Raw genomic sequence first — 16,288 nt, 5'->3', positions numbered from 1 at the left:
AGACCTCCGACGTATCGGGTCATTATGCGGGCGCGGGAATGCGGCAGGGGCGGCTCCGTCGGCGTGGAGCCGCCCCTGCCGGGATGGGGTCCCGGACCCGTGGCTACTTCTTGTCGAGCACGTCCTGCACCTTGGCGCGGACGTCGTCCGTGGCGAGGCCGCGGATCGTCAGCGTCGTGCGGCGGCGCAGCACGTCGTCCTGCGTCTCGGCCCACTCGTGGTCCCGGGCCCAGACGACCTGTGCCCAGATCTCCGGGGCGTCGGGGTGGACGCGCTCGGCGAGTTCGGGGCTCTCGTTGGCCAGGCGGGCGATGTCGAAGGCCAGCGAGCCGTAGTGGGTGGCCAGGTGCTTGGCCGTGTCCGCCGCCATGCGCGGGCCCGGCGCCGGCCGGTCGGTGAGCAGCCGGTGGGCGACCGCGCGCGGGTTGGCGATGCCGGGCAGCGGCAGCTTCTTCGGCAGCGTGCTGATCGGCTCGAAGTCGTCGCCCAGCGGGTGACCCGGCAGCGACTCCAGCTTCTTCATGATCGTCCGGCCGATGTGGCGGAACGTGGTCCACTTGCCGCCCGCGACGGACAGCATGCCGCCCCGTCCCTCGGTCACCACCGTCTCGCGCTTGGCCTTGGAGGTGTCGCCGGGACCGCCCGGAAGCACCCGCAGGCCGGCGAAGGCGTAGGTGATGAGGTCACGCTCCAGCTGCTGGTCACGGACGGAGAAGGCGGCCTCGTCGAGGATCTGGGATATGTCCTTCTCCGTGACGGAGACGTCCGCCGGGTCGCCCTCGAACTCCTCGTCGGTGGTGCCGAGCAGCAGCATGTCCTCCCAGGGGAGGGCGAAGGTGATGCGGTACTTGTCGATCGGGGTCGCGAGCGCGGCCTTCCAGGGGGAAGTGCGCTTGAGGACCAGGTGCGCGCCCTTCGACAGGCGGATGGACGGCGCGGCGTTCGGGTCCTCCATCTTGCGCAGGTGGTCGACCCACGGGCCGGTCGCGTTCAGCACCAGCCGGGCGCTGACGCCGAACTCGTCCCCGGACAGGCGGTCCTTCAGCTCCGCGCCCGTGACCCGGCCCTGCGTGAAGCGGAGCCCGGTCACCTCGGCGTGGTTGAGGACGACCGCACCCGCCTCGACGGCCCCGCGGACCGTCATCAGCGCCATGCGGGCGTCGTTCATCTGGTCGTCGCCGTAGACGGCCACGGCCTTGAGGTTCTCGGTGCGCAGCTCGGGCACGTCCTGCGCCGCCTTGGCGGGGGACAGGAGGTGGCCGACGCCGTCGCCGAACGCGGAGAGCGCGGAGTAGGCGAAGACGCCCGCGCCGAGCTTCGCCGCGCCGTGCGGCCCACCCTTGTACACGGGGAGGTAGAACGTGAGCGGGTTCGCCAGGTGGGGAGCCACCTGACGGGAGACCGCACGGCGCTCGAAGTGGTTCTCCGCCACCAGCTTCACCGCGCCGGTCTGCAGGTAGCGCAGACCGCCGTGGAGGAGCTTGGAGGAGGCGGAGGACGTGGCGCCGGCGAAGTCGCCGGCGTCCACCAGAGCCACCCTGAGGCCGGACTGCGCGGCGTGCCAGGCGGTGGAGATGCCCAGGATGCCGCCGCCGATGACGAGAAGGTCGTACGACGCCTTGGAGAGCTGCTCCCTGGTCTCGGCTCGGCTCGGGTTCGAGCCGGAGGCCGGGTGCGTCCCCAGGGCAGGCACGGACTGCAGGGTGGACTTGGTGGTCATGCTGTTTCTTACTCCTCGTCCTCGAGCCAGCCCATGGTCCGCTCGACGGCCTTGAGCCAGTTCTTGTACTCATGGGCGCGCTTTTCCGCGTCCATGCGGGGGGTCCACTCGGCGGCCCGGCGCCAGTTGGCGCGCAGGTCGTCGGTGCTGTTCCAGAAGCCGACGGCGAGGCCGGCGGCGTAGGCGGCGCCGAGGCAGGTGGTCTCGGCGACCATCGGGCGCACCACGGGGGCGTCCACGAAGTCGGCGAGGGTCTGCATCAGCAGGTTGTTGGAGGTCATGCCGCCGTCGACCTTGAGGGCGGTCAGCTCCACGCCGGAGTCCTTCGTCATGGCGTCGGCGATCTCACGCGTCTGCCAGGCGGTGGCCTCCAGGACGGCGCGCGCGAGGTGCGCCTTGGTGACGTACCGGGTCAGGCCGGCGATCACACCGCGGGCGTCGGAGCGCCAGTACGGGGCGAACAGGCCGGAGAAGGCCGGCACGAAGTAGGCGCCGCCGTTGTCCTCGACCGACAGGGCGAGGGTCTCGATCTCGGCGGCGGTGGAGATCAGGCCCATCTGGTCGCGCATCCACTGCACCAGCGAACCGGTGACGGCGATCGAGCCCTCCAGGGCGTAGACCGTCTTCTGGTCGCCGATCTTGTAGCCGACCGTCGTCAGCAGGCCGCTGTAGGAGTTGATGATCTTGTCACCGGTGTTCATCACCATGAAGGTGCCGGTGCCGTAGGTCGACTTGGTCTCGCCCTCGGCGAAACAGGTCTGGCCGAACAGGGCCGCCTGCTGGTCACCGAGCGCGGAGGCGACCGGGATGCCGCCGAGCAGGTCGCCCAGCTTCCCGCCGGTGATCTCGCCGTAGACCTCCGCGGAGGAGCGGATCTCCGGCAGGATCTGCTGCGGGACGCCGATGGACTCGCAGATCTTCTCGTCCCACTCCATGGTGTGGAGGTTCATGAGCATGGTGCGGGAGGCGTTGGTGACGTCGGTGACGTGCTTGCCGCCGTCGGCACCACCGGTCAGGTTCCAGATGACCCAGGTGTCCATGGTGCCGAAGAGGATGTCGCCCGCCTCGGCGCGCTCCTTCAGACCGTCGACGTTGTCGAGCAGCCAGCGGGCCTTGGGGCCGGCGAAGTAGGAGGCGAGCGGCAGGCCCGTCTCGCGGCGGAAGCGGTCCTGGCCGACGTTGCGGCCGAGCTCGCGGCAGAGGGCGTCGGTGCGGGTGTCCTGCCAGACGATGGCGTTGTGGACGGGCTCACCGGTGTTCTTGTCCCACAGCACGGTCGTCTCGCGCTGGTTGGTGATGCCGATGGCCTTGATGTCGTCGCGGGTGATGCCGGCCTTCTCGATGGCGCCGGCGACGACCTCCTGGACGTTCGTCCAGATCTCGGTGGCGTTGTGCTCGACCCAGCCCGGCTTCGGGAAGATCTGCTCGTGCTCCTTCTGGTCGACGGAGACGATCCGGCCGTCCCGGTCGAAGACGATGCAGCGGCTGGAGGTGGTGCCCTGATCGATGGCGGCGATGAAGGGGCCGGCGGTGTGCGCGTCGGTCACTGTGTGCTCCTGGTAATTCCGGGTTTAAGGGGCTTTACGTACGGCGCGTGCTGGAAGTTTCGCTCAGGCGCGAGGATCGGGCCTAGGCGAATGCGACGTTGTAGATGCCCGCCGCGATGGCGCCGCCGATCAGCGGACCCACCACGGGGACCCAGGCGTAGCCCCAGTCGGAGCCGCCCTTGTTGGGCAGGGGAAGCAGGGCGTGCACGATGCGCGGACCGAGGTCACGGGCCGGGTTGATCGCGTACCCCGTCGGGCCGCCGAGCGAGAGGCCGATGGAGACCACGACGAACGCGGTGATCAGGGCGCCCAGGGGGCCCAGACCGTTGCCCTCGTTGTTCAGGCCCTGGGTGAGCACCGCGAGGATCAGCACGATGGTGCCGATGACCTCCGTGGCGATGTTCTGCCAGGCGACCCGGACCTCGGGGCCGGTGGAGAAGACGCCCAGCACAGGGCCTGCGCCCTTCTCCTGGGCCTCGACGGCCTTGACCGTGGTGTCCTGCGCGCCCGGCCCGCCGACGATCTCGCGGTCGGTGAGGTGGGCGTGGAACTGACCGTAATAGGTGATCCAGACCAGGGCCGCGCCGATCATGGCGCCGAGGACCTGTCCGGCCCAGTAGACCGGAACGTTCTTCCAGTCACCGTCCTTGATCGCGAGAGCGAGGGTGACGGCCGGGTTCAGATGGGCACCGGAGAGCGGCGCCGTGGTGTAGACGGCCGTGAGCACCGCGAAGCCCCACCCGAAGGTGATGGCGAGCCAGCCGGCGTTGCGGGCCTTGGAGGCCTTCAGCGTGACGGCGGCACAGACGCCGCCGCCGAGGAGGATGAGTATGGCGGTACCGATGGTCTCGCCGATGAAGATGTCGGAGCTGGACACCCGCGACTCCTTTGTCCTACGTCCAGGGAAGTTCGATACCGGCCTGGCGTTGTCACACTCTAGCGCGTATTGCCGGTAGCTGTTCGACAATGTCGACCGATGGACGGGAGTCTTGCTTCGGCGTTACGAGCACGTCAAGGGCTGTGGACTCGAAAATCTGATCGTTACTGATCGCCTCGGGCTCAGTGATCTTTGCCGCAGGTGAGCGCGGACATGCCGAGGACCGGAACGCCGTACGGCGTCCCGGTCCGCTGGTGTGCCCTCAGAACCGCCCGGCGCCCAGGTCTCGCGACACCGCGCGGGCGCAGTCCCGGACCGCCGCGATGAGCTCGGGCCGCAGCGCCGCCTCGTCGTCGGGCCGGCACAGCCGCTCCACGGCGCCCGTGATGCCCACCGAGCCGACCGGCATCCGCCGGCGGTCGTGGATGGGGGCGGCGATGGAGGCAACGCCCTCCCAGGTCTCCTCCACGTCCGCCGCGTACCCCCGCGCGCGGGTGACGTCGAGGATGTGCTCGAAGTCCTCCGGCTCGCACACGGTCCGGTCGGTGAACGCCTTGCGGTCGGCCTCCAGGGCCTCGCTGTGCGCCACCGGGTCGTAGGCGGACAGCACCTTGCCCAGAGCCGTGGAGTGCAGTGGCTGCATGGCCCCTATCTCCAGGACCTGCCGGCTGTCGTCGGGCCGGAAGACGTGGTGCACGATCAGCACGCCCTGCTGGTGCAGGACGCCCAGATAGACGCTTTCGCCACTGGAACGGGCCAGGTCGTCGGCCCACACCAGGGCGCGCGCCCGCAGCTCGTGCACATCGAGGTAGGTGGTGCCCAGGCGCAGCAGCTCCGCGCCCAGCTGGTAGCGCCCGGAGGCGTCGTCCTGCTCGACGAAGCCCTCCTGCTGCAAGGTGCGCAGGATGCCGTGGGCGGTGCCCTTGGCCAGGCCCAGCGACGAGGCGATGTCCGACAGGCCGAGCCGCCGCTCGCCGCCCGCCAGCAGCCGCAGCATCGCGGCCGCCCGTTCGAGCGACTGGATGTTCCGTGCCATCGCCGTACTGCCTCCGTCCCCTTCGACCGCCGACAAGCGGCACCACAGCCCTCGTTCGGCAATGTCGAACACTACCGGTCGATGCGGACCTCTCGCTAATGGCACGTCGCCATTTGTTGCGTCGAGATGGCCGACACGCCGCCGTTACGCCGCGACGACGCCGACCGACACGCCGCCGTGCCGCCGTCCCCACGGTGACCGACACCGCGCCGTCGGACCGTGCAGAGGTGACGGCACATGATGACGGCACATGGTGGCCCGCAGGCCGCCGCCGGGCCGTTCGCGCGACGGCCGGCACGTCGCCGTGCGGCCGTTCCGGCGCCATCGGAGTCCGCCCCGTGGACGCGCTGCCCATCCAAGCCCACTCCCGGTTACGCTGGCGCGGTGCGCCCTTCCCCGGGATGCCTCGTGGTGCCCGGGAAGCCGCAAAGCCGACAGCCGTCGCATCCGAGGGAGCCTCATTCATGGCCGCGTTGCCGCCGACCCCTTCCGCAGACAGCCGGGCCCGTGTGTCCGCGCTCCGAGAAGCCCTGGCCACCCGAGTGGTCGTGGCCGACGGAGCCATGGGCACCATGCTCCAGGCGCAGGACCCCACGCTCGAGGACTTCGAGAACCTCGAAGGCTGCAACGAGATCCTCAACGTGACGCGGCCGGACATCGTCCGTTCGGTCCACGCCGAGTACTTCGACGCCGGTGTGGACTGCGTGGAGACCAACACCTTCGGCGCCAACCACACCGCCGCCGCCGAGTACGACATCTCCGACCGTGTGCACGAGCTGTCCGAGACGGGCGCCCGGATCGCCCGCGAGGTGGCCGACGAGTACGCCGCCCGGGACGGCCGCCCGCGCTGGGTGCTCGGCTCGGTCGGCCCCGGCACCAAGCTGCCCACGCTCGGCCACGTCCCCTACGCCACGATCCGCGACGGCTACCAGGCCAACGCCGAGGGCCTGCTCGCGGGCGGCGCGGACGCGCTGCTCGTGGAGACCACCCAGGACCTGCTCCAGACGAAGGCCTCCGTGCTGGGCGCCCGCCGCGCCATGGAGGCCACCGGCGTCGAGGTGCCGCTGCTGTGCTCGATGGCCTTCGAGACCACCGGCACCATGCTGCTCGGCTCCGAGATCGGCGCGGCGCTGACCGCGCTGGAGCCCCTCGGCATCGACATGATCGGCCTGAACTGCTCCACCGGCCCGGCCGAGATGAGCGAGCACCTGCGCTACCTGACGCGCCACTCGCGCATCCCCCTGCTGTGCATGCCGAACGCCGGCCTGCCGATCCTCACCAAGGACGGCGCGCACTTCCCGCTCGACCCCGAGGGCCTCGCCGACGCCCAGCAGACCTTCGTCCAGGACTACGGCCTCTCCCTCGTCGGCGGCTGCTGCGGCACCACCCCCGAGCACCTGCGCCGGCTGGTCGAGCGCGTCCGCGACCTGGCCCCCTCCGAGCGCAGCCCGCAGCCCGAGCCGGGCGCGGCCTCCCTGTACCAGTCCGTGCCGTTCCGGCAGGACACCTCCTACCTGGCCATCGGCGAGCGCACCAACGCCAACGGCTCGAAGAAGTTCCGCGAGGCCATGCTGGAGGGCCGCTGGGACGACTGCGTGGAGATGGCCCGCGACCAGATCCGCGAGGGCGCGCACATGCTCGACCTGTGCGTGGACTATGTCGGCCGCGACGGCGTCGCCGACATGGAGGAGCTCGCCGGCCGCTTCGCCACCGCCTCCACCCTGCCGATCGTGCTGGACTCCACCGAGGTCGACGTCATCCGGGCGGGCCTGGAGAAGCTCGGCGGCCGCGCAGTGATCAACTCGGTCAACTACGAGGACGGCGACGGCCCCGAGTCCCGCTTCGCCAAGGTCACGGCCCTGGCCAAGGAGCACGGCGCGGCCCTGATCGCGCTGACCATCGACGAGGAGGGCCAGGCCCGCACCGCCGAGAAGAAGGTCGAGATCGCCGAACGACTCATCGCCGACCTGACCGGCAACTGGGGGATCCACGAGGAGGACATCCTCGTCGACTGTCTGACCTTCACCATCTGCACCGGCCAGGAGGAGTCCCGCAAGGACGGCATCGCCACCATCGAGGGCATCCGCGAGCTGAAGCGGCGCCACCCGAAGGTGCAGACCACCCTCGGCCTGTCCAACATCTCCTTCGGCCTCAACCCGGCCGCCCGCATCCTGCTGAACTCCGTCTTCCTCGACGAGTGCGTCAAGGCGGGCCTGGACTCGGCCATCGTGCACGCCTCGAAGATCCTCCCGATCGCGCGCTTCAGCGAGGAGGAGGTGCAGACGGCCCTGGACCTCATCCACGACCGCCGCGCCGAGGGCTACGACCCGCTGCAGAAGCTCATGCAGCTCTTCGAGGGCGCCACCGCCAAGTCCCTCAAGGCCGGCAAGGCCGAGGAACTGGCCGCCCTGCCGCTGGACGAGCGCCTGAAGCGCCGCATCATCGACGGCGAGAAGAACGGCCTCGAGGCGGACCTGGACGAGGCCCTCCAGGAGCGGCCCGCCCTGGACATCGTCAACGAGACCCTGCTGGACGGCATGAAGGTCGTCGGTGAACTGTTCGGCTCCGGCCAGATGCAGCTGCCGTTCGTGCTCCAGTCCGCCGAGGTCATGAAGTCGGCCGTCGCCCACCTCGAACCGCACATGGAGAAGTCCGACGAGGCCGGCAAGGGCACCATCGTGCTCGCCACCGTCCGCGGCGACGTGCACGACATCGGCAAGAACCTCGTCGACATCATCCTGTCCAACAACGGCTACAACGTCGTCAACCTGGGCATCAAGCAGCCGGTCTCCGCGATCCTGGACGCCGCCGAGGAACACCGGGCCGACGTCATCGGCATGTCCGGACTCCTGGTCAAGTCCACCGTGATCATGAAGGAGAACCTGGAGGAGCTGAACCAGCGCGGCCTGGCGGCGAACTTCCCGGTCATCCTCGGCGGCGCCGCCCTGACCCGGGCCTACGTCGAGCAGGACCTGCACGAGATCTACGAGGGGGAGGTCCGCTACGCCCGCGACGCCTTCGAGGGGCTGCGTCTGATGGACGCCCTGATCGGCGTCAAGCGGGGCGTGCCCGGCGCCAAGCTGCCCGAGCTGAAGCAGCGCCGCGTCCGGGCCACCGCTCCGGCCGCCGTGGAGGAGCGCCCCGAGGAGGGGCACGTCCGCTCCGACGTCGCCACCGACAACCCCGTCCCCGAGCCGCCCTTCCGCGGCACCCGCGTGATCAAGGGCATCCAGCTCAAGGAGTACGCGAGCTGGCTCGACGAGGGCGCCCTGTTCAAGGGCCAGTGGGGCCTGAAGCAGGCCCGCACCGGCGAGGGCCCCTCGTACGAGGAGCTCGTCGAGAGCGAGGGACGGCCCCGGCTGCGCGGCCTGCTGGACCGGCTCCAGACGGAGAACCTGCTGGAGGCGGCCGTGGTCTACGGCTACTTCCCGTGCGTCTCCAAGGACGACGACCTGATCATCCTGGACGAGCAGGGCAACGAGCGCACCCGCTTCACCTTCCCGCGCCAGCGCCGCGGCCGCCGACTGTGCCTGGCCGACTACTTCCGCCCGGAGGAGTCCGGCGAGACCGACGTCGTCGGCCTCCAGGTCGTCACCGTCGGCTCCCGCATCGGTGAGGAGACCGCTCGGCTCTTCGAAGCCAACGCCTACCGCGACTACCTGGAGCTGCACGGCCTGTCCGTGCAGCTGGCCGAGGCGCTCGCCGAGTACTGGCACGCGCGCGTGCGCTCCGAACTCGGCTTCGCGGGTGAGGACCCGGACGAGATGCAGGGCATGTTCGAGCTGAAGTACCGGGGCGCCCGCTTCTCCCTCGGCTACGGCGCCTGCCCGAACCTCGAGGACCGGGCGAAGATCGCCGACCTGCTGGAGCCGGAGCGCATCGGCGTCCAGCTGTCCGAGGAGTTCCAGCTGCACCCCGAGCAGTCCACGGACGCCATCGTGATCCACCACCCGGAGGCGAAGTACTTCAACGCCCGTTGAGGGCATCTCCGGCGCACGTCACAGCCACCCCCGGTGTATCCACGGTGTGCCCCGGGGCACAGCTGCTAAACGAGGCACATCGCTCACGGACGACGTAGACTGGTCGGTCCACTGCAGGCCGGTTCCCCGTGTGGGAACCGGCCTGATCGTCCCTCAAGGAGGTAGGTGGATGACCAGTACGGTCCCCGCGCTCGGTACCCGGTCGGCAGAGGGGTCGGCCCTGCAGGCCGTGCTCCTCGACATGGACGGCACCCTGGTGGACACGGAGGGCTTCTGGTGGGACGTCGAGGTCGAGGTCTTCGCCTCCCTCGGCCACACGCTCGACGAGTCCTGGCGCCATGTCGTCGTGGGCGGGCCGATGACCCGCAGCGCCGGGTTCCTCATCGAGGCCACCGGCGCAGACATCACCCTGGACGAGCTCACCGTGCTTCTGAACGACGGCTTCGAGGACCGCATCGGCCGCGCCCTGCCGCTGATGCCGGGCGCCGGCCGGCTGCTCGCCGAGCTGTACGCGTACGAGATCCCCACCGCCCTCGTCTCCGCCTCGCACCGGCGCATCATCGACCGGGTGCTCACCTCGCTCGGCGCCCACCACTTCGGCCTGACCGTGGCCGGCGACGAGGTGCCGCGCACCAAGCCCCACCCCGACCCGTACCTGGCCGCCGCCGCCGGGCTGGGCGCCGACCCGGCCCGGTGTGCCGTCATCGAGGACACCGCGACCGGCGTCGCCGCCGCCGAGGCCGCGGGCTGCCATGTCGTGGCGGTGCCCTCCGTGGCCCCCATCGCCCCGGCCCTGCGCCGCACGGTCGTCACCTCCCTCGAAGAGGTGGACCTGGCATTTCTGCACGGCCTGATGACGGAAATGCGCTAGACGTTCACCCAGCGTGCGGCGGCCTTAGCACGGCAATTCCGAAGTGAATTCGATCTCCTCCCGGCGATCGAATTCCCGTACCCCGGAACCCGTTTCGCGTGTGACGTTCCCCACGCGGTCCGGGGTCGACAGTCGATCCGGTGTGTGCTGCGCACCCCTCCAGGGGGGTCTCAGGCGTGTCCTTGTGTCCCGATTGGTGAAACACTGCACCAAAGCTTCCACTGTCGGGTTTTCGGTCTGTCCGCGCCCGGTTCCGCAGCGTGATGGGTGCTCAACTCCGGTGGCTGCGAACCCTCCTGCCGGCCCGGACTAATCTCGTCGCGAGAACATCGCCCCACCCCCCGTGATCCGCTGCGCCACCCCTGCATGCCGGGTACACGGAGTCGACAGCTCTGGAGAAACTCGAGCATGAACCGCAAGACTTTGGTGCTGCCGGCCGTGATCGGCCTGCTCGCGCCGGTGCTCGCCGCCTGCGGCGGGACCGACAGCGGGAGCAGTGACGGGGACGCGATCGTTGTCGGCACCACGGACCGGTTCACCGCCTCGAAGGACGCCCCCGCGCCCCTCGACCCGGCGTACGCCTACGACGTGGGTACCTGGAACATCCTGCGCCAGACCGTGCAGACCCTGATGATCCAGCCGCGCGGCGAGGGCGAGCCGGTGCCGGAGGCCGCGGAGCGGTGCGGCTTCACCGACACCGGCAACGAGCGCTACGCCTGCACCCTGCGCGAGGGCCTGACGTTCTCCAACGGCAACGCTGTCACCGCGGCCGACGTGAAGCACTCCATCGACCGCGCCCGCGCCCTCAAGGCCGACAGCGGGGTGTTCGCGCTGCTGTCCACCATCGACACCGTGGAGACCCAGGGCGACCGCGAGGTCATCTTCCACCTCAAGACGGCCGACGCGACCTTCCCGTACAAGCTGTCGACCCCCGTCGCCGGCATCGTCGACCCCGAGGACTACCCGAAGAACAAGCTGCGCGACGGCTTCGACCTGGAGGGCTCCGGCCCGTACACCCTCAAGGCCGACGTCGAGAACGGCGAGCTGACCAAGGCCGAGTTCACCAAGAACCCCGACTACAAGGGCACCCTCAAGGTGAACAACGACAAGGTCGACATGGTGTCCTTCAAGGACGCGGGTGCCATGGGCGAGGCGCTGGACAAGGGCGACATCGACCTGATGACCCGGGCCATGTCGCCGGATCAGATCCGCACGCTCTCGGGCGACGCCGACACCGACGTGGACCTCGTCGAGATGCCCGGCCTGGAGATCCGCTACCTGGGCTTCAACACCGACGCACCGACGGTGAAGTCCAAGGCCGTGCGCCAGGCGATGGCTCAGGTCGTCAACCGCAGCGCCCTGGTCTCCAAGGTCTACGGCTCCCAGGCCGAACCGCTCTACTCGCTGGTTCCGGCCAGCGTCACCGGCCACTCCAACTCGTTCTTCAACAAGTACGGCGAGCCGAACGTCTCCAAGGCCCGTGCCCTGCTCAACCAGGCGAACATCACCACCCCGGTGAAGCTGACGCTGCACTACACCACCGACCACTACGGCCCGGCCACCAAGAAGGAGTTCGAGGTCCTGCGCGACCAGCTGAACTCCAGCGGCCTGTTCGACGTCGGCATCAAGGGCACTCCCTGGGACACGTTCCGCCCGGCCGAGAAGAAGGGCGAGTACGACGTCTACGGCATGGGCTGGTTCCCGGACTTCCCGGACGCCGACAACTTCCTCGCGCCGTTCCTCGACGCCGACAACACCCTCGGCTCGCCGTACGACAACAGCCGCATCCGCAACACCCTGATCCCGGAGTCCCGCCGAGAGGCGGACCGGCTGTCCGCCTCGACCAGCCTGACGGACATTCAGGACATCGTCGCCGGCGACGTGCCGGTGCTGCCGCTGTGGCAGGGCAAGCAGTACGTCGCCGCCCGCGACGACGTCACGGGTACCGCGTACGCGCTCAACTCCGCCTCGACGCTCCAGCTGTGGGAGCTCGGGCGGGGCGTGAGCGGCTGACGCACCCGCTGGATCCCCGGGGCCTGTGACCGCGGCCCTCGGGGAACCGTGCCCCGGAGCCAGAACATGCTCCGGGAGTTCTCGAGAACCGACGACAAGGCACACACGTGAAGATACGCAACCAGTGGCCGGTCCTGCCCATCGTGGCGGGCCTCGCCTCCGGACTGCTGACCGGCTGTGGCACGGAGAGCGGAGACTCCGCGGGGGACGGCTCCAACGTGGTGGTGGGGATGTCCGACGACGTCCTGGCCACGGACCCGGCCTCCGGCTACGACCCCGGCTCCTGGCTGTTGTTCAACAACGTCTTCCAGTCCCTGCTGAGCTTCCCCAAGGGCGCCACGGAACCCCAGCCGGAGGCCGCCGAGGCCTGCGCCTTCAGCGACACGCAGACCCGGGTCTACAAGTGCACGCTGAAGGACGGCCTGAAGTTCAGCAACGGTGACGCGCTCACCTCCGAGGACGTGAAGTTCTCCTTCGACCGCATGCTGAAGATCAACGACCCCGACGGGCCCGCGATCATGTTCCCCACGCTCGACAAGGTCGAGACCCCGGACGAGAAGACGGTCGTCTTCCAGCTGAACACGGCCGACGCCACCTTCCCGAGCAAGATCGCCTCCGGTGCCGGTTCGATCGTCGACCACAACGAGTACGAGGCGGGCAAGCTCCGCAAGGACGGCCAGGCCGTCGGCTCCGGTCCGTACAAGCTCGACTCGTTCGACGACGGGCAGGCCGTCTTCTCCGTCAACGAGAACTACCAGGGCACCGCCAAGGTGAAGAACACCGGCGTGACGCTGAAGTTCTTCGACGGCGACCAGACCGCCCTGAAGCAGGCCATCCAGAACGAGGAGGTCGACATCGCCTACCGCGGTCTCACCGCGGGCGACGTCGCCGGCATGGAGAAGGCCGACGACGGCACCGGCACGGAGGTCGTCGAGGGCAGCAGCGCCGAGGTCCAGCACCTGGTGTTCAACATGGACGACCCGGTCGCCGGAAAGCTCGGCGTGCGCAAGGCCATCGCCCACCTGCTCGACCGCGAAGCCCTCATCAAGGACGTCTACCAGGGCACCGCGACCCCCCTGTACTCGATCATCCCGGCCGGTATCGCGGGCCACAACACGGCCTTCTTCGACACCTACGGCGCCCGCCCCTCCCGGGCCAAGGCCCAGGCCGCGCTGCGCGAGGACAACATCACCGGCAAGGTGAAGCTCACCCTCTGGTCGACCCCGTCCCGCTACGGCCCCGCCACCGACCAGGAGTTGAACGCCATCGCCGGCCAGCTCAACGCCAGCGGCCTGTTCGACGCGAGCGTCAAGTCCGTGCCCTTCGGCCAGTACGAGAAGGACATCGCCGCCGGCAAGTACGGCGTCTACGTCAAGGGCTGGGTGCCGGACTACCCGGACGCCGACAACTTCACGGCCCCCTTCTTCGGCAAGGGCAACGTGCTGAGCAACAACTACGACAACAGCACGATCACCGGCTCGCTCATCCCGCGCACCGCCGCCACGACCAACCGGGCCTCCACGGACAAGGAGTTCGGGGAGCTGCAGGACATCGTCGCCGACGAACTGCCCGTCCTGCCGGTGTGGCAGGCCAAGCAGTACGCGGTCGTCCGCGACGGCGTCTACGGCCTGGAGTACTGCCTCGACGCCTCCACGGTGTTCCGCTTCTGGGAACTCAGCAAGGACGCCTGACGCACCGGCGTGAGAAAGGGCGCCTCCCGCTCGGCGGGGGGCGCCCTCTCGCGTACCGGCTCGCGGCCGTCACTGCGCGCCGGGACGCACCAGCCCGCTCTCGTACGCGTACACCGCCGCCTGCACGCGGTCGCGCAGACCCAGCTTCGTCAGCACATGCCCGACGTGCGTCTTCACGGTGGTCTCGCTGACGAACAGGTCGGCGGCGATCTCCGCGTTGGACAGCCCGCGCGCCACCAGCTTCAGCACCTCGACCTCGCGGTCGGTGAGCGTGTGCAGGGTGTCCGGCACCGGCTCGTCACCCGACGGCAGATGCGTGGCGTACTTGTCGAGCAGCCGGCGGGTGATGCTCGGTGCGAGCATCGCCTCGCCCGCGGCGACGACCCGGATGGCCTGCACCAGCTCGTTGGCGGGAGCGTCCTTCAGCAGGAACCCGCTGGCACCGGCGCGCAGCGCCTCCACCACGTACTCGTCGAGGTCGAACGTGGTCAGCACCAGCACCTTCGCCGGGCCGTCCCGCCCGGGCCCGGTGATCTGCCGGGTCGCCTCCACACCGTCCATGCGCGGCATGCGGATGTCCATCAGAACCACATCGGGCTGTAGCGCACGCACCTGGTCGAGTGCCTGCAGTCCGTCACCGGCCTCCCCGACGACCGCGAGGTCCTGCTCGGCCTCCAGGATCATCCGGAAGCCGGTACGCAGCAGCGGCTGGTCGTCGACCAGTAGGACGCGGATGGCCACGTAAGTCTCCTTCGCTAGTCCGGCCCCATTCTGCCCTGCGCGGGCCCGCCGGACTCAGCCGCCCTCACCGGCGACGGGCTGCGCCACGGGCCCCGTCTCGCGCACTGGCAGCGGATACGGCGGGGGAGTGCCCCCGAACTCCGGGCAGTGCGCCTGGTGGTCGCACCAGCCGCACAACTTCGTGGGGCGGGGCCGCCAGTCGCCCGTCTCGGTGGCGAGCCGGATCGCGTCCCACAGGGCCAGCAGCTTGCGCTCGACCCGCTCCAGGTCGGCGAGGACCGGGTCGTACGTCAGCACCTGGCCGCTGCCGAGGTAGACCAGCTGCAGTCGCCGCGGCACCACGTTCTTCAGCCGCCACACCACCAGGGCGTAGAACTTCATCTGGAACAGGGCGCCCTCGGAGTACTCCGGCCTCGGCGCCTTGCCCGTCTTGTAGTCGACGATCCGGACCTCGCCCGTGGGGGCCACGTCGACCCGGTCGATGATGCCGCGCAGCCGCAGCCCCGACTCCAGCTCGGCCTCGACGAAGAGCTCCCGCTCGGCCGGCTCCAGACGGCTCGGGTCCTCCAGGGTGAACCAGCGCTCGACGAGCTGCTCCGCCTCGCCCAGCCAGCGCGCCAGCCGCTCGCCCTCGGGGTCGTCGGCGAACAGCTCCCCGACCTCCGGCCGGGTCTCGCGCAGCCGGTCCCACTGGCCGGGGATCAGGGACTTCGCCCGCGGCGCCGTGCGCTCGGCGGCCGGTGCGTCGAAGAGCCGCTCCAGGACCGCGTGCACCAGCGTGCCCCTGGTCGCGGCCTCGCTCGGCTTCTCCGGCAGCCGGTCGATCACCCGGAAGCGGTAGAGCAGCGGGCACTGCATGAAGTCGCTGGCACGGGAGGGGGACAGCGAGGCGGGCGGTAGGGCGGCGGACCCGGTCACCAGGTCGCTCACGGCGGCGGTCTCGGCCGCTGCTTCCGCCACGGACTGTGCCTCCGCCGCGGACGGTGCCCCTGCCGCCGGTGCCTCCGCCGCCGTGTGCGCAGGCGTCTCCGCGGGCCCGGCCGGTGCCGGCGGATCCACCGCCGCGGCCGGGCCGCTGTCGGGCTGCGCCGCGCCCTCGGTGCTCGTCTCCATGCCCCAGACCTTACGGCCCGCCACTGACAGTGACCCGGCCGCGGTGCGTGAGGGAAGCCGGGAGAGGAGGTCGACGTACGGGAAACACAGGGGTGCCGGGGCGAAACGCACCGCGACGGACGCATACCATCGACTCGAGACCCTCCCGTCCGGCAGGCACGGGAGACGCTTCGATCGAGGGGACACCGGTGGACGAGAGCGGCGGGCGCGGGCGGCCGCGGTCCGGCAACGACGAGTCGGCCGAGCGCCACGCGGGGCCTCCGGTCCGGGCCACCGACCCGACCCTCGCCGGCGAACGGCCCACGGACGAGCACCGCTTCACCCCCGAGCAGCCCGCCCCGACGCCGGAACCGGACCCGACGGCCCCCGCGCCCCCCACAGACACCCCGGCCGCCCCCCGGAACGACCCGGCAGCGGCCCCGACCCCCTCGGCCGACACGTCACAGGCCCCACGGACGCCGGACGACGGGACTGCGTCCGGCCGGACTCCGGACGACCAGCCTCGGGACGTCCGGACCCCGGACGGCCGGACACCGGACGGGCAGCCTCGGGACGGCTTGACGCCGAACGGCCGGACGCCGGACGAGCGGACTGGGGGCGACCAGACCCCGGACGGCCGGACACCGGACGGGCAGCCTCGGGACGGCTTGACGCCGAACGGCCGGACGCCGGACGAGCGGACTGGGGGCGACCAGACCC

9 protein-coding genes and 2 pseudogenes are annotated in these 16,288 nt (G+C 70.2%); 5 read left to right on the top strand and 6 right to left on the bottom strand.

The features are described from left to right. Positions 1–103: 103 nt before the first annotated feature. From ACFZDI_RS33120 to ACFZDI_RS33105, 4 genes are all read right to left on the bottom strand, one after another. Complete coding sequence (locus ACFZDI_RS33120; RefSeq protein ID WP_391255688.1) at positions 104–1,720, bottom strand: FAD-dependent oxidoreductase; 1,617 nt, start codon at positions 1,718–1,720, stop codon at positions 104–106. 8 nt (positions 1,721–1,728) lie between these two features. Next, positions 1,729–3,267 carry a glycerol kinase GlpK gene (gene glpK, locus ACFZDI_RS33115; RefSeq protein ID WP_234849445.1) on the bottom strand — a complete coding sequence of 513 codons (1,539 nt, stop codon included), beginning with the start codon at positions 3,265–3,267 and terminating at the stop codon, positions 1,729–1,731. Positions 3,268–3,349: 82 nt separating this feature from the next. Further along, positions 3,350–4,144 (bottom strand): MIP/aquaporin family protein, encoded by a 795-nt coding sequence (locus ACFZDI_RS33110; protein ID WP_234849443.1) that lies wholly within the window; start codon positions 4,142–4,144, stop codon positions 3,350–3,352. 262 nt (positions 4,145–4,406) lie between these two features. Beyond that, positions 4,407–5,180, bottom strand: a complete 774-nt coding sequence (locus tag ACFZDI_RS33105) for an IclR family transcriptional regulator (RefSeq protein WP_234849442.1) — start codon at positions 5,178–5,180, stop codon at positions 4,407–4,409. A gap of 464 nt (positions 5,181–5,644) precedes the next feature. Between ACFZDI_RS33105 and metH the strand changes: the two genes are divergently transcribed. The 4 genes from metH (at position 5,645) to ACFZDI_RS33085 (ending at position 13,735) form a co-directional block, all read left to right on the top strand. Next, entirely contained in the window at positions 5,645–9,160 is a 3,516-nt protein-coding gene (metH, locus tag ACFZDI_RS33100; protein ID WP_234849441.1) for a methionine synthase, read from the top strand. A gap of 169 nt (positions 9,161–9,329) precedes the next feature. Continuing rightward, positions 9,330–10,031, top strand: coding sequence for an HAD family phosphatase (locus ACFZDI_RS33095; RefSeq protein WP_234849440.1), 702 nt, complete (start codon positions 9,330–9,332; stop codon positions 10,029–10,031). A gap of 408 nt (positions 10,032–10,439) precedes the next feature. Beyond that, positions 10,440–12,044 (top strand): ABC transporter substrate-binding protein, encoded by a 1,605-nt coding sequence (locus tag ACFZDI_RS33090; protein WP_234849439.1) that lies wholly within the window; start codon positions 10,440–10,442, stop codon positions 12,042–12,044. A gap of 107 nt (positions 12,045–12,151) precedes the next feature. Then, positions 12,152–13,735 carry an ABC transporter substrate-binding protein gene (locus ACFZDI_RS33085; protein WP_234849438.1) on the top strand — a complete coding sequence of 528 codons (1,584 nt, stop codon included), beginning with the start codon at positions 12,152–12,154 and terminating at the stop codon, positions 13,733–13,735. Between the two features lie 69 nt (positions 13,736–13,804). On the opposite strand, the gene ACFZDI_RS33080 is transcribed toward ACFZDI_RS33085, so the two are convergent. Together ACFZDI_RS33080 and ACFZDI_RS33075 are read right to left on the bottom strand one after the other, a co-directional pair. After that, positions 13,805–14,476: a response regulator transcription factor gene (locus tag ACFZDI_RS33080; protein WP_030606450.1), complete on the bottom strand. Its 672-nt coding sequence runs from the start codon at positions 14,474–14,476 to the stop codon at positions 13,805–13,807. A 14-nt stretch (positions 14,477–14,490) separates the two neighbouring features. Next, a pseudogene (locus ACFZDI_RS33075) lies at positions 14,491–15,589 on the bottom strand (RecB family exonuclease). A gap of 188 nt (positions 15,590–15,777) precedes the next feature. Here ACFZDI_RS33075 and ACFZDI_RS33070 point away from each other — a divergent pair. Then, positions 15,778–16,288 (top strand): annotated as a pseudogene (locus ACFZDI_RS33070) (hypothetical protein); the annotation flags it as partial.

The sequence above is a fragment of the Streptomyces sp. NPDC007907 genome, from assembly GCF_042959365.1.
GTDB classification, from domain to species: domain Bacteria; phylum Actinomycetota; class Actinomycetes; order Streptomycetales; family Streptomycetaceae; genus Streptomyces; species Streptomyces indiaensis.
This window is presented reverse-complemented; position numbering and strand designations above follow the sequence as displayed.